The organism is Streptomyces sp. KR80 (assembly GCF_052245555.1).
Taxonomy (GTDB): domain Bacteria; phylum Actinomycetota; class Actinomycetes; order Streptomycetales; family Streptomycetaceae; genus Streptomyces.
In genome coordinates, this window is record NZ_JBQQCD010000005.1 from 305,080 (window position 1) to 318,803 (window position 13,724).

Consider the following 13,724-nt stretch of genomic DNA (forward strand, 5'->3'; position numbering starts at 1 on the left):
CCTCCTCGAAGTCGGCCGCCCTCTCGAGTATGGGTGAAATGCATCACTTCGTCCTGCCGCACAGTGGTGTATCCGGGCCCGGTGCACCGGCTCCACGCCCGCCGACCGGCCGGATGTGAAGGCGGCTGCTTCCGCCGAAGCGAGGTCCCGGGCACGGCCGAAAATGCGTTTGCGTGCCCCGCTAGACTTCTCTGCATGGCCATTCTCCTTGCGCATTAAAAGGCGTCGCCCACCTCGCCCTCCGTCCCGACGCCCCTTTCTGCCCTGGAGTCCTTCCGTGATCACCGCCACCGGCCTCGAGCTGCGCGCAGGCGCCCGCGTCCTCATCGAGAACGCCTCTTTCCGTATTGCCCGGAGCGACCGCATCGGTCTCGTCGGCCGCAACGGCGCAGGCAAGACCACCATGACCAAGGTGCTGGCCGGCGAGGGCATCCCTGCCGGCGGCACGGTCACCCGCACCGGAGAGGTCGGTTACCTCCCTCAGGACCCGCGTACCGGCGACCTCGAGGTGATGGCCCGCGACCGCATCCTGTCCGCCCGCGGCCTGGACAGTGTGCTCCGCAAGATGCGGGAGAACGAGCAGCGGATGGCCACCGGCCAGGGCGCCACTCGCGAGCGGGCGATGCGGAAGTACGAGCGTCTGGAGACCGAGTTCCTGACCAAGGGCGGGTACGCCGCCGAGGCCGAGGCCGCGACCATCGCGGCCAGCCTCAACCTCCCCGACCGGGTGCTCGGCCAGCCGCTGCACACCCTCTCCGGCGGCCAGCGGCGCCGCGTCGAGCTCGCTCGGATCCTCTTCTCGGACGCCGACACCCTGCTGCTCGACGAGCCGACCAACCACCTCGACGCCGACTCGATCTTCTGGCTGCGGGACTTCCTCAAGACCTACCGCGGGGGATTCGTCGTCATCTCCCACGACATCCAGCTCGTCGAGACCGTGGTGAACAAGGTGTTCTATCTGGACGCCAACCGTTCCGCCATCGACATCTACAACATGGGCTGGAAGCAGTACCTGACCCAGCGCGAGGCGGACGAGAAGCGCCGGAAGCGCGAGCGGGCCAACGCCGAGAAGAAGGCCGCGGCCCTGAACTCCCAGGCCGACAAGATGCGGGCCAAGGCCACCAAGACCGTCGCCGCACAGAACATGGCCCGGCGTGCGGAGCGGCTGCTGGCCGGCCTGGAGGAGGTACGGCAGTCCGACAAGGTCGCCAAGCTGCGCTTCCCCGACCCCGCGCCGTGCGGCAAGACCCCGCTCACCGCCGAGGGCCTGTCGAAGTCCTACGGCTCGCTCGAGATCTTCACCGATGTCGGCCTGGCCATCGACAAGGGGTCCCGGGTGGTCATCCTCGGCCTCAACGGCGCGGGCAAGACCACGCTGCTGCGGCTGCTGGCCGGGGTCGAGCAGCCCGACACGGGCAAGGTCGCCCCCGGCCACGGCCTGAAGCTCGGCTACTACGCGCAGGAACACGAGACGCTCGACCCGGACCGCACCGTTCTGGAGAACATGCGCTCGGCCGCCCCTGACATGGACCTCGTGGACATCCGCAAGACGCTCGGGTCCTTCCTCTTCTCCGGAGACGACGTCGACAAGCCCGCCGGAGTGCTCTCCGGTGGCGAGAAGACGCGGCTGGCCCTGGCCACCCTGGTGGTCTCGTCCGCGAACGTCCTGCTGCTCGACGAGCCGACGAACAACCTCGACCCCGCCAGCCGGGAGGAGATCCTGGGCGCCCTGCGTACCTTCACCGGCGCGGTGGTCCTGGTGACCCACGACGAGGGAGCGGTCGACGCACTCCAGCCGGAGCGGATCATTCTGCTGCCCGACGGGGTCGAGGACCTCTGGGGCGAGGACTACGCAGATCTCGTCGCGCTGGCCTGATCGCGGCGATCCGGATCTCCGCTACTGGATCATTCGGCCGACCCTTGATCCATCATCTGAGTGAGTCCGGGTCGTACCCCGGCGCGTCGTCCCGGCGTACGCCCGGACCGGCGGTGTATGACCCGGCCTCCGGGCCCACGGCGTTGAGCGACCCGCTGTGACCTGGACCTTCGCCGGTGGCTGCGGACAGTGACGAGTTTCCCACCACTGCGGAACGAATCATTCCGTTCGTGCCGGTGCGGATCGGCGGCGCAAAGGTTGTCGCACGGACCTTGCCGAATGGGTGGCCAGGACGGCTCAGAGGGGTGATCATGAGAGTCCAGAGCGCACTTCCCATGAGGAGGCACGGGTGGCCGAGACTCTGAAGAAGGGCAGCCGGGTGACCGGCTCCGCGCGCGAAAAGCTCGCGGCTGACCTGAAGAAGAAGTACGACTCCGGTGCAAGTATCCGGGCGCTGGCCGAGGAGACCGGCCGCTCGTACGGGTTCGTCCACCGGATGCTCAGCGAGTCCGGCGTGACCCTCCGTGGTCGCGGTGGAGCCACGCGGGGCAAGAAGGCGACAACAGCCTGACGAGGCGCCCCCGGCAGGCGGCAGGTTTGGGCAGTGCCACCCGGTCGATCGATCGGTCGCCCGGGTGGTTACTGTGCAGTCAACCAATTGGCTGACCGCGGCCGCCGGAGGCACCCATGACCCTGCTGGACAAGGACGGCGTACGGCTCACCGTCGACGACGCGACGACTGTCGCCACGGTGACGCTGGCCAACCCCGCGAAGCGGAATGCGCAATCGCCCGCCCTGTGGCGCGCGTTGACCGAGGCGGGGCGGCTGCTCCCGGGCACGGTCCGGCTGGTCGTGCTGCGCGGAGAGGGCAAGTCCTTCTCCGCCGGCCTCGACCGGCAGGCGTTCACCCCCGAGGGCTTCGACGGCGAGCCGTCGTTCCTCGACCTCGCGCGCGGCTCCGACGCGGACCTCGACGCGACGATCGAGGAGTACCAGGAGGCGTTCACCTGGTGGCGGCGGAACGACCTCATCAGCATCGCCGCCGTACAGGGGCATGCGATCGGCGCGGGCTTCCAGCTGGCGCTCGCCTGCGACCTGCGGATCTGCGCGGACGACGCGCAGTTCGCCATGCGCGAGACCAGCCTCGGCCTCGTCCCGGACCTCACCGGTACGCATCCGCTCGTCGGGCTCGTCGGGTACGCCCGCGCGCTGGAGATCTGCGCCACCGGGCGGCTCGTCCAGGCCGACGAGGCCGAGCGCACGGGTCTGGCCAATCTCGTCGTGCCCGCGGCCGAACTCGACGGCGCGGTGCACGACCTGGCGGCGGCGCTGCTGGCCGCGCCGCGCGACGCCGTCATCGAGACCAAGGCGCTGCTGCGCGGTGCGGTGGAGCGGACGTACGAGGAGCAGCGCGTGGCGGAGCGGGCCGCGCAGGCACGGCGGCTCCGGGACCTGGCGGGCGTCAGGGACTAGGTGTGCTGTTCGGTGACGGCGGCGAGGCGTCAGGGAGGCTCGACCGCCGTCACGAGGACCGCGACCGTCACCGGAGCCGAGGTGTCCGCGGCCGCCGCGGCGGTTACCGCCGCCCGAACCGCGCCGGTGACGTCCAGCGCGCGGTGGGTGGTGGCCACCGCCAACTGCACCTGGACATGACGCCGTTCAGGGTCGGCCGAGTCCACGACCCGCACCGGGCGGGCCAACCCCCCGAGCGCCGGGGCGAGCCGGACCACACCGGGTACTGCGGCGGCCGCGGCGGCCAGCGGGACGGCCGGATCGCCGGAGGGCTGCTCCACCGCGCGCTGCGGGGGGTTGAGCAACGGGCCGGGCCCCGCGGCCTCCTCTGCCGTTTCAGGACCGGGCCCCGCGGCCTCCGATTCCGGAGCAGGGCCGGCGCCGGCGTACGGTGCCGGGCCCGTGTCCGACTGCGGCTCGGCGTCCGGCGCCGCGCCGGCCGCCGCAGGCGCCTCCGGCAGCAGATCGGTCACCCGCACGTCGACCAGGCTCACGCGCAGCCCCAGGGCGTGCGCCGCCGCGCCGAACAGCGCGCCGCGCAGCTCTTCCGCCGCCTCCGGCAGCGGCAGCCGGGTCGATGCCGCGCAGTCGGCCTCGATGCGGAGCGGTTCCGGCGGCAACGCGCTCGCCGGGGGCGGAACCGCCGCCTCGGCGGGCGTCTCGTGGGGTGCGCTCGTCGCCGCGCCCGCCTCCGCGGGCGCAAGGGAGATCCGCACCCGGTCGAGCCGTACGCCGCCCAGCCCGGCGACCGCCCGTCGCAGCGCACCGGACGCCGCGTGCTCCGTGATCCAGGCGCCGTCGGCCGGTCCGCCGAGCGGCAGCAGCCGGCCCAGGCTGAGCTGCTGTCGTACGGCCTCGACCCATCCGTTCACCACCGCCACCGGCTCCTCATTCCTCGTCGTCGTCTGCTGAGTCAAGCCTGCCGCAGTCACGGCCGCCGGGGTCTGTCCCACGCTCGCCGCATCCCCGCAGCGCCAGGGGGCATTCACACTTATTGTGGACAGCGGAGCGGAATGCTGCTTCTCCGACGTTCTCCGCTCTCTCGGAAGGGATGACCGGTGATGTCCGACTCCACGCAGGCAAAACGCCCAGAGGTACCCGGCACCGGAGCCGGGGGAGAGCCGCTCGCCAAGCCGTCGCCACAGAGGCGTGGCGGAGGAGACCCTGCCTCCCGCGGCCGGACCACCATTGCCGACGGTGTAGTCGAGAAGATCGCCGGGCTCGCCGCGCGTGATGTCGTGGGCGTGCACGCCCTCGGGAGCGGGCTGGCCCGTACCTTCGGCGCTGTACGGGAACGGGTGCCCGGTACCACGCGGTCCGTGACCCGGGGCGTCAACGCCGAGGTCGGCGAGGTGCAGACGGCACTCGATCTGGAGATCGTCGTCGACTACGGCGTCTCGATCGCGGATGTGGCGGGTGCCGTGCGGGAGAATGTGATCTCCGCGGTCGAGCGGATGACCAGCCTTGAGGTCGTGGAGGTGAACATCGCGGTGAGCGATGTGAAGCTCCCCGAGGAGGAAGAGGAAGAAGAGGAACAGCCCCGGATCCGATAGCCGGACCTGATCGGAGTGGAGGACGGCAGGATGAGCATGGCCGTGATCGGCTTGATCGCCGGGATGGCGCTGGGCTTCGCCGGCTACTTCGGCGGCTTCGGCGCCTTCCTGCTGGTGGCGGCGCTCGGCGCCGTCGGATTCGTGTTCGGGAGGCTCCTGGAGGGGGACCTGGAGCTCGGCGACTTCTTCCGTCCCCGCGGGCGCGACGAGCGGCGGCGGTGAGCGCGGGTGGCGCAGGAGGCCGCCACGGCGGAGCTGGTGCCGGCAGGCGAGCGGGGGGCGACGCGGATCGCGGACCGGGTCGTCGCGAAGATCGCTTCTCAGGCGGCCCGGGAGGTGCTGCGGGAGGCGCCGCAGGCGCAACAGGTGCCGGCCGGAGGACGACCGCACGCGACGGTGTCGGTCGTCCGGCGCGGGTCCGCGCCCGGGGAGGCGGGCGCCCTGCACGGTGAGGCGCGGGTGCGGGTGGCCGTGGAGCTGGGCTATCCCTCCGACATCGGTGCACAATGCGGGGCGGTGCGTCGTGCGGTCACCGAGCGGGTACGCGCCCTGGCGGGCATGGATGTGCCCGAGGTCGCAGTGACCGTCGAGCGACTGCATTCGGCGTACTCGCAGGCGGTGGGGCAGGGGAGGGTCAGATGACCGACGACGAGCGGGACGCGCGGGACACCGGGCGGATGCCGCCGGTCGAGCGCGCCTCCGGTCCGGAGCAGTCCGCTTCCGCGGCGGTGTACGAAGGCGGCGGCGAGAGCGAGCGCGTACGGCGGTTCTGGTCCGAACGGCGGGTGCCGGCCGCGATCGTCGCGGCCCTCTGCGTCGCGGGACTGGGGCTGCTGCTGTACGACGTCGCCGCGGTGCGTGCCGACCGGACCGCCATGGAGTGGCGGCGTCGGCTGGCCGACGAACTGGCGGAGCGACCGCTGGACGACCCCTGGATGATCGGCGGGGCGGTGGCCGCGATGGTCCTGGGGCTGTGGCTGATCGTGCTGGCACTCACCCCCGGACTGCGCCGGCTGCTCCCGATGCTGCCGCCCTCGGAGGCCGCCGATGCGGACGACGTCCAGGCCGGGATCCATCGGGACGCGGCGGCCCTGGTGCTACGGGACCGGGCGATGGAGGTGTCCGGCGTGCAGTCCGTACGCGTCGATGTCCGCCGAGGCCGGGTACGGGCTCGAGCGCTTGCGCACTTCCGCGAACTCGACAAGGTGCGCAGCGACTTGGACGCGGCGCTGGCCGTCGGCCTGCAGGAGCTGGGCCTCGTCCGGCAGCCCACGCTGTCCGTGCATGTCCGACGCCCGGCGAAGAGGTGACGTGACACATGCTCAGGACGGTCAATCGCGTGGTGTTGGGGCTGGGCGGGCTCGGGTTGTTCGCGCTGGGGGGTGGTCTCCTGGTGGGTGCGCTCGATCTGCCCCGGCACTGGGGCTTCGAGCTGCCGGGCTGGTGGCCCTTCAGAGGGGCGGACGACGTCGTGCTGTCGGACGCCGGGCGGACGCGGTACCGGGACGAGACATGGTGGTGGCCGGTCGTCTTCGCGGTGTTGACGGTGCTGCTCGTGCTGATGCTGTGGTGGCTGCTGGCCCAACTGCGCAGACGACGGCTCGGCGAGGTGCTGGTGGACAGCGGTGACGGCGTCGGGGCGCTGCTGCGGGGGAGTGCCCTGGAGAGAGTGCTGACGGCGGAGGCGGAGGCGATGGAGGGGGTCTCGCGGGTGAGAGTCCTGCTGACCGGACGCCGCCGGACGGCGCCGGAGGCGCGGGTGGGACTGCTGCTGGAGCCTCACGCGGGACCGGCGGACACTCTGGGCCGCCTGACCAGCGACGCGCTCGGGCACGCGCGCGACTCGGCGGGTCTGGACCGGCTTCCCGCGGAGGTCCGCGTACGGGCGGTGCGGCACGGCCCGGAACGGGTCGCCTAGGCCTCGCCGGGCCGGCCGCTCCGCGGTGGGACGAACTCCCGGCCGGAGGCCGGGTCAGAAGCTGTGACGAGAGCCGCCGTCGACCGAGAGCACCACGCCCGTGATGTAGGAGGCCGCCGGGGACAGCAGGAAGGCCGCGGCCTTGCCGAACTCTTCGGGATGCCCGTAGCGGCGCAGCGGGATGCCCGCGCTGACCCGGGCGCGAGCCTCGTCCGCGTCGCCGGACAGCGCGTCCAGCTCGCGGACCCGGTCGGTGTCGATGCGGCCAGGGGCCAGGCCGATGACGCGAATGCCGCGGGGCCCCAGTTCGACGGAGAGGGACTTGGCGAAGCCCGCCAGGCCCGGCCGCAGGCCGTTGGAGATCGTCAGCCCCGGGATGGGCTCGTGCACGGAGCCCGAGAGGACGAAGCCGATCACACCGCCGTCGCCGAGTTCGGCCGCGGCCGTCCGGGCCAGGCGGACCGTGCCCAGAAAGACGGACTCGAAAGCCGCTCTCCACTGCTCGTCGGTGTTCTCCGTCCCGAGGCCCGGCGGCGGCCCGCCGACGCTGATGAGCATGCCGTCGAAGCCGCCGAAGCGCGCGCGGGCGGTGGCGATGAGCCGGTCGGCGGTGCCGGTGTCGGCGTTGTCGGCGGCGATGCCCGTGGCGTGTTGCCCCAGGTCCGCGGCGGCCGCCGTGGTGGAGGCCTCGTCGCGCCCGCTGAGCACCACCTTGGCCCCGTCGGCGACCAGTTCGCGTGCGGCGGCCAGGCCGAGCCCCCGGGTGCCTCCGGTGACGACGTACACCCGGTCCTTCAGTGCAAGATCCATGCGCTCATGGTGTCCCATCGGCCCGGGAGAGCGCGAGGGCCGTGTTGACCAGACCGACGTGGCTGAATGCCTGGGGGAAGTTGCCGAGCTGGCGCCGCGCGACCGGGTCCCACTCCTCCGAGAGCAGACCGACGTCGTTGCGGAGGGAGAGCAGCCGCTCGAAGAGCTCGCGGGCGTCCTCGCGTCGCCCCGTCGCCCACAGGGCGTCGGCGAGCCAGAAGGAACAGGCGAGGAAGGCGCCTTCGCTGCCGGGCACTCCGTCCACGTGATCGGGGGTGTAGCGGCGAACCAGACCGCCGTACCCCAGCTCGCGGCGGACCGCCTCGACCGTGCCTATCACGCGGGGATCGGATGCCGGGAGGAAGCCCACCTGGGGGATGAGCAGCGTCGCGGCGTCGAGTCCGGTCGAGCCGTAGTACTGGGTGAAGGTGTTGCGGTCCGGGTCGTAGCCGCGGCGGCACACCTCCGGATGGACGGTGTCGCGCATCGCTTTCCAGCGCGCGGTGTCCCCGTCCAGGTGCGGAAACCGCTCCAGGGTGCGTAGGGCGCGGTCCGCGGCGACCCACGCCATGACCTTCGAGTGGACGAAGTGCCGGCGCTGCCCGCGCACCTCCCACAGCCCTTCGTCCGGTTCGCGCCACCGCGATTCCAGGAAGTCCAGGAGCGCCGCCTGGATCCTCCAGGCGTGTTCCTGCGGCGGAATTCCCTGCGAGCGGGAGAAGAAGAGCGAGTCCAGAACCTCGCCGTAGACGTCGAGCTGAAGCTGTTTGACGGCTGCGTTGCCGACCCGGACCGGGGCGGAGCCCTCGTAGCCCGACAGCCACGGCACCTCGTACTCGGGGAGCCGCCGCTCGCCCGCGAGCCCGTACATGATCTGCAGGTCGGCCGGATCGCCGGCGACCGCGCGGAGCAACCAGTCGCGCCATGCGACGGCCTCCTCGAGGTAGCCGCTGGAAAGGAGGGCGTTGAGGGTGAGCGTCGCATCACGCAGCCAGCAGAAGCGGTAGTCCCAGTTCCGTACCCCGCCGATCTCCTCGGGGAGGGAGGTGGTGGCGGCGGCGACGATGCCCCCGCTCGGGGCGTAGGTGAGGGCCTTGAGGGTGATCAGCGAGCGCATGACCGCGTCCCGCCAGGGACCGTCGTAGCTGCACTGCGCCGACCAGGTCTCCCAGCCGTCCAGGCTCTGGGCGAGCGAGCGGTACGGGTCGATGAGGCGCGGCCGCTTCTCGTGGGAGGGGTGCCAGGTGAGCACGAAGGCGACGCGCTCGCCTTGTGCGACATGGAAGTCCGCGTAGGTGCAGAAGTCCTTGCCGTACGTGGTCACCCGGGGCTCGCTGCGGAACCAGACGGCGTCGGGCCCGGCGATGGCGATGCGGTGGTCGTCGGCGCGGCGCATCCAGGGAGTGATGTTGCCGTAGTCGAAGCGGAGCCGGATCTCGCTGCGCATCTCCACCGAGCCCGAGACGCCCTCGACGATCCGTACGACGTCGGGAGCCCGGTCCCGCTGCGGCATGAAGTCGGTGACCATGACGGTGCCGGTGTCGGTCTCCCAGAAGGTGTCCAGCACGAGCGTGTCGCCGCGGTACGAGCGCCGGGTGCATGCGCCGCCGGTCGCGGGCGAGACGCGCCAGTGACCGTTGTCCTCGTCTCCCAGGAGCGCCGCGAAGCACGCCCCCGAGTCGAAGCGCGGCAGGCACAGCCAGTCGATGGATCCGTCCCTGCCCACAAGCGCGGCGGACTGCAGATCACCGATGAGCGCGTAGTCCTCGATCTGTCCCGGCACGGCGTAAGCCCTTCAACGGTTACGTGACGTCCGCTGCCCGGAGCGTGCCCGGTGCGTTCAGCGCGGATGGCCCGACGGGGGTCAGGCCGGGGCGGGAACGCTCTGTGCCGCTTGCCGGGCGGCGCGACGATCCTTGCACTCACGGCGGAACAGGACCACCCAGCCGACCGGGACGCCGGCGGCGAACAGCCACCACTGGATCGCGTACGCCAGATGGGCACCGATACCGCTGTGGTCCGGCTCCGGCACGGGCTCCGGCTGACCCGTGCCCTTCGGGGAGGAGGCGGCGAGTTCGAGGTACCCGCCGAGGACGGGCCGGGAGAGCGCTTCGGCCTGCGCCGTGCTGTTGATCAGCATGATCTGACGGGGCGGAAGGCCCGGCTTGTCCTTGATGCCGCTGCTCGCGGTCGTCTCATCGGGCATGAGGCGGCCGGTGACGGTGACCTCGCCGGTCGGGGCGGCGGGGACCTCCGGGAACTTCGTGAGGTCGCCGCCGGCCGGGATCCAGCCGCGGTTGACCAGGACGGTCCGGCCGTCCTTCATGTCCAGCGGAGTGAGGACGTAGTAGCCGATGCTCCGGTCGTCGGCCGCGGTCCGCTGGCGGACGACGGTCTCGTGCTCCGTGTCGTACGAGCCGGTGGCGGAGACCGGCCGCCAGGTGGCGGAGCGGGGGACCGCATGGCCTGGGGAGGTGAGTTCGCCGACCGGGACTGGCCGGGCGCGCAGACTCCGGGCGATCTGCTCGTTCTGCGCCACGCGGCGCTCGTGGCGGTGCAGCTGCCAGAAGCCCAGCTCGATCATCACAGGGATGAGGACGAGCGCGACGAGGGTGAGCATCACCCACTGCCGGGACAACAGGAAGCGGTACACCCCACGACCGTACAACTCGGTGGCGGGGTGTCCGTCGGGCGGGGTGGGGCCAGGGCACCGCAGCGCGGGCGAGCACCGCGCGTGTCCTCGTGGGTCACCCGGAGGGCCGTGCCGGGGCGACGTTCTGGAGCAGCTGCATGAAGGCCGCCTCGTCGACCACCGGCGTGCCGAAGGAACGCGCCTTCACGCTCTTCGAGGTGCCCGAGTCCGGGTCGTTCGTCACCAGCAGGCTGGTGAGCCGGGACACGCTGGTGGCGATGTGCAGCCCCGCGTCGAAGGCCCGGTCCTCCAGCAGCTCGCGGTCCACGGAGGTGTCGCCGGAGAACGCCACGCGCATGCCCTGGACGAGCGGCTTGCCCGGTTCGTACCGTCCCGGGTTCGGATACGGACAGGCAGGGCGCTTGCGGTTCGCGCGCCAGGTGCCGCCCGGCCGGTACGAGCGCTGGTACCCCACCGCGCGCGGCGGGTCCGACCACTCGGTGATCGGCCGGCAGGCCAGCAGCGGCAGCCGCACCCCGGACTCGGCGGCCCGGTGCAGGCTCGGCCGGAACGCCTCCGCGAGCACCCGGGCGTCGTCCAGCGCGTGGTGCGCGCGGCGCTGCACGACGCCGTAGTGCGCGGCCAGTGACTCCAGTCGGTGGTTGGGCAGCGGCAGTCCGAGCTCCTTGGAGAGGGCGATGGTGCACAGCCGTCGGCGTACGGGCACGGCACGCCCCGCCCGCGCGAACTCGCGGGCGATCATCGACCAGTCGAAGACGGCGTTGTGGGCGACGAGCACCCGGCCGTCGAGGCGCTCGGACAGGGCGTCGGCAATCTCGGGGAAGAGGGGTGCGTCGGCGAGCAGCTCGCTCGTCAGACCATGGATCCAGACCGGGCCGGGATCCCGCTCCGGGTTGACCGGGGTGTACCAGTGGTCCTCCACTTCGCCCCGCGCGTCGAGCCGGTAGACCGCCGCCGACACGATCCGGTCGTCGCGCGCCAGCCCGGTGGTCTCCACGTCGACCACCGCATAGCCCTCCGGATACGCCTCCGGCCACGCGGGCGCCGGCGGTGCCTGCTGGTGCGGAAAAGACGATGCGGGCGCCGTACGGTCTTCGAGCATGGTCCATGAGGATACGGGCCGCCGCCGACAGCGCTGTTGCGGCCCGGTCGGTTTCTGGTGACCCGTCAAGCTGCGGGCGCAGCAGCCAGATGCGGCCGTGCTCCCGCAGCTCGCGCGGTCCAACTGCCACACCGCGCGGACCTCGTAAGCCGGTGCCCGACGGTTCTCGCGCTCACCCCGGTCCGCGCGGGGGTGAACGTCCGATGAGCGCGGCGGGGGCATGGCAGCACCCGCGGGACGGTGAACCGCGGGTTAACGCTGACCAATACCGATCGGTAACAACCTCTAGCGGTGCCCTGGGAGCCGCCTCTATGGTGCGGACATGCCGCACTTGCCCGATGTCGTGCTGTGGTCCATTCCGGCCTTCGTCCTGCTCACCGTCCTGGAGATGGTGAGTTACCGGCTGCACCCCGACGACGACGCAGCGGGCTACGAGGCCAAGGACGCCGCGACGAGCATCACCATGGGCCTCGGCAGCCTTGTCTTCGACGCGCTGTGGAAGATCCCGATCGTCGCGATCTACGCCGCGGTGTACGAGCTCACGCCGCTGCGCGTGCCCGTGCTGTGGTGGACCCTGCCGCTGATGCTGCTCGCCCAGGACTTCTTCTACTACTGGTCCCACCGCGGCCACCATGTGATCCGCATCCTGTGGGCCTGCCATGTAGTGCACCACTCCAGCCGCAAGTTCAACCTCACCACCGCGCTGCGCCAGCCCTGGACCACCCTGACCGTGTGGCCGTTCTACGTGCCGCTGATCGCGCTCGGCATGCATCCGGCGGCGCTGGCCTTCTGCTCCTCCGCCAATCTCGTCTACCAGTTCTGGATCCACACCGAACGGATCGACAAGCTGCCCCGGCCGGTCGAGTTCGTCTTCAACACCCCCTCCCATCACCGGGTCCACCACGCTTCCCAGGGCGGTTACCTGGACCGCAACTTCGGCGGCATTCTCATCGTCTGGGACCGGGTGTTCCGCTCCTTCACCCCCGAGACGGAGCGGCCGATCTTCGGCCTCACCAAGAACATCTCCACCTACAACCCGCTGCAGGTGGCCACCCACGAGTACGTCTCCATCGCCCGCGACCTGCGGGTGGCGCGCAGCTGGCGTGAGCGCGTGGGCCGGGTCGTCCGCGGACCCGGCTGGCAGCCCGGGCCGAACGCGACGGCCGCCCGGCCGGAACCCGCCGAGTCCTCCACCGCCGGGGCAGGCGTACCGTAGGGGGGTACTGAATCCCCACTCAGGAGCCGAGGACACCCATGCGTGCCGCCGTCATCCACGCCCCGAAGGACATCCGCGTGGAGGAGGTGCCGGATCCGGTCGTCCAGCGGCCGGGCGACGCTATCGTCCGCGTGCTTCTGTCCTGCATCTGCGGCAGCGATCTGTGGGCCTACCGCGGGGACTCGGCGCGGGAGCCGGGGCAGCGCATCGGGCACGAGTTCCTGGGCGTGGTCGAGGAGGTCGGTGCCGAGGTGACCGGCGTCACGGCCGGAGACCTGGTCGTCGCACCCTTCGTCTGGTCCGACGGCGTGTGCGACTACTGCACCGAGGGCCTGCCCACCTCTTGCGAGCACGGTGGCTTCTGGGGCTCGGTGGGCTCCGACGGCGGCCAGGGCGAGGCCGTACGCGTCCCGTACGCCGACGGCACCCTGGTCAAGCTGCCGGCCGCGGCGGCCTCCGACGAGCGGCTGCTCTCCGCGCTGCTCACGCTCTCCGACGTCCTGGGCACGGGCCACCACGCGGCGGTCGGCGCGGGCGTCCGGCCGGGTTCGACGGTGGCGGTGGTCGGCGACGGTGCGGTCGGGCTCTGTGGGGTCCTGGCCGCCAAGAGGCTCGGTGCGGAGCGGATCATCGCGCTGGGCCGCCACCAGGTCCGTACCGACATCGCCCGCACCTTCGGCGCCACGGATGTCGTCGCGGAGCGGGGCGAGGCCGCGGTGGCAGCGGTCCGTGAACTGACGCGCGGTCAGGGCGCGCATGCGGTGATCGAGGCCGTGGGCACGGAGGAGTCCATGCGGACGGCGGTCGGGATCGCCCGGGACGGCGGATCGATCGGCTACGTGGGCGTTCCGCACGGCAGCGGCACCGGCCTCGACCTGGCCGTGATGTTCGGCCGCAACATCGCGCTGCGCGGCGGCGTCGCCCCGGTCCGCAGCTACATTCCGGAGCTGCTGCCGGATGTGCTGGACGGCGTGATCGACCCGTCGCCGGTCTTCGACCTGACGGTGGATCTGGAAGCCGTACCGGCCGGCTATCAGGCGATGGACGACCGCACCGCACTGAAGGTCCTGGTCGGGAACTGACC

General features: G+C 71.7%; 15 protein-coding genes. 10 read left to right on the forward strand and 5 right to left on the reverse strand.

Annotated features, from left to right (window positions below; all coding sequences use genetic code 11):
- The first annotated feature begins 277 nt into the window (after positions 1-277).
- The 3 genes from abc-f to ACTWQI_RS10915 all read left to right on the forward strand — a co-directional run bounded on the left by abc-f (position 278) and on the right by ACTWQI_RS10915 (position 3,349).
- Positions 278-1,876: a ribosomal protection-like ABC-F family protein gene (abc-f, locus tag ACTWQI_RS10905; protein WP_443269582.1), complete on the forward strand. Its 1,599-nt coding sequence runs from the start codon at positions 278-280 to the stop codon at positions 1,874-1,876.
- 349 nt (positions 1,877-2,225) lie between these two features.
- A complete protein-coding gene (locus tag ACTWQI_RS10910) occupies positions 2,226-2,447 on the forward strand; it encodes a helix-turn-helix domain-containing protein (protein WP_443269583.1) in 222 nt (73 codons plus the stop codon).
- A gap of 116 nt (positions 2,448-2,563) precedes the next feature.
- Positions 2,564-3,349, forward strand: coding sequence for an enoyl-CoA hydratase/isomerase family protein (locus ACTWQI_RS10915; protein WP_443269584.1), 786 nt, complete (start codon positions 2,564-2,566; stop codon positions 3,347-3,349).
- A 29-nt stretch (positions 3,350-3,378) separates the two neighbouring features.
- Here ACTWQI_RS10915 and ACTWQI_RS10920 read toward each other — a convergent pair whose 3' ends face one another.
- Positions 3,379-4,263 carry a hypothetical protein gene (locus ACTWQI_RS10920; RefSeq protein WP_443269585.1) on the reverse strand — a complete coding sequence of 295 codons (885 nt, stop codon included), beginning with the start codon at positions 4,261-4,263 and terminating at the stop codon, positions 3,379-3,381.
- A 186-nt stretch (positions 4,264-4,449) separates the two neighbouring features.
- On the opposite strand from ACTWQI_RS10920, the gene ACTWQI_RS10925 reads away from it, so the two are divergent.
- The 5 genes from ACTWQI_RS10925 to amaP are packed head-to-tail and all read left to right on the forward strand — an operon-like array spanning position 4,450 to position 6,859.
- Positions 4,450-4,941 (forward strand): Asp23/Gls24 family envelope stress response protein, encoded by a 492-nt coding sequence (locus ACTWQI_RS10925; RefSeq protein ID WP_443269586.1) that lies wholly within the window; start codon positions 4,450-4,452, stop codon positions 4,939-4,941.
- Positions 4,942-4,971: 30 nt separating this feature from the next.
- Positions 4,972-5,163 (forward strand): hypothetical protein, encoded by a 192-nt coding sequence (locus ACTWQI_RS10930; protein ID WP_443269587.1) that lies wholly within the window; start codon positions 4,972-4,974, stop codon positions 5,161-5,163.
- A 6-nt stretch (positions 5,164-5,169) separates the two neighbouring features.
- The gene (locus tag ACTWQI_RS10935) at positions 5,170-5,583 is read left to right on the forward strand and encodes a hypothetical protein (protein WP_443269588.1); all 414 of its coding nucleotides are present in this window, start codon (positions 5,170-5,172) and stop codon (positions 5,581-5,583) included.
- Positions 5,580-6,251 (forward strand): DUF6286 domain-containing protein, encoded by a 672-nt coding sequence (locus tag ACTWQI_RS10940; RefSeq protein ID WP_443269589.1) that lies wholly within the window; start codon positions 5,580-5,582, stop codon positions 6,249-6,251. The genes ACTWQI_RS10935 and ACTWQI_RS10940 overlap by 4 nt, the downstream gene beginning before the upstream one ends.
- An 8-nt stretch (positions 6,252-6,259) precedes the next feature.
- Complete coding sequence (gene amaP, locus ACTWQI_RS10945) at positions 6,260-6,859, forward strand: alkaline shock response membrane anchor protein AmaP (RefSeq protein WP_443269590.1); 600 nt, start codon at positions 6,260-6,262, stop codon at positions 6,857-6,859.
- Between the two features lie 54 nt (positions 6,860-6,913).
- On the opposite strand, the gene ACTWQI_RS10950 is transcribed toward amaP, so the two are convergent.
- The 4 genes from ACTWQI_RS10950 to ACTWQI_RS10965 all read right to left on the reverse strand — a co-directional run bounded on the left by ACTWQI_RS10950 (position 6,914) and on the right by ACTWQI_RS10965 (position 11,424).
- A complete protein-coding gene (locus ACTWQI_RS10950) occupies positions 6,914-7,669 on the reverse strand; it encodes an SDR family oxidoreductase (RefSeq protein WP_443269591.1) in 756 nt (251 codons plus the stop codon).
- Between the two features lie 4 nt (positions 7,670-7,673).
- Complete coding sequence (locus ACTWQI_RS10955; protein WP_443269592.1) at positions 7,674-9,452, reverse strand: glycoside hydrolase family 15 protein; 1,779 nt, start codon at positions 9,450-9,452, stop codon at positions 7,674-7,676.
- 81 nt (positions 9,453-9,533) lie between these two features.
- Positions 9,534-10,322, reverse strand: a complete 789-nt coding sequence (locus ACTWQI_RS10960; RefSeq protein WP_443269593.1) for an SURF1 family cytochrome oxidase biogenesis protein — start codon at positions 10,320-10,322, stop codon at positions 9,534-9,536.
- Between the two features lie 94 nt (positions 10,323-10,416).
- Positions 10,417-11,424: a DEDDh family exonuclease gene (locus ACTWQI_RS10965; protein WP_443269594.1), complete on the reverse strand. Its 1,008-nt coding sequence runs from the start codon at positions 11,422-11,424 to the stop codon at positions 10,417-10,419.
- Positions 11,425-11,746: 322 nt separating this feature from the next.
- Here ACTWQI_RS10965 and ACTWQI_RS10970 point away from each other — a divergent pair, with 322 nt between their 5' ends.
- Positions 11,747-12,640 (forward strand): sterol desaturase family protein, encoded by an 894-nt coding sequence (locus tag ACTWQI_RS10970; protein ID WP_443269595.1) that lies wholly within the window; start codon positions 11,747-11,749, stop codon positions 12,638-12,640.
- Between the two features lie 38 nt (positions 12,641-12,678).
- A complete protein-coding gene (locus ACTWQI_RS10975; protein ID WP_443269596.1) occupies positions 12,679-13,722 on the forward strand; it encodes a zinc-dependent alcohol dehydrogenase family protein in 1,044 nt (347 codons plus the stop codon).
- The last annotated feature ends 2 nt before the right edge of the window (positions 13,723-13,724 follow it).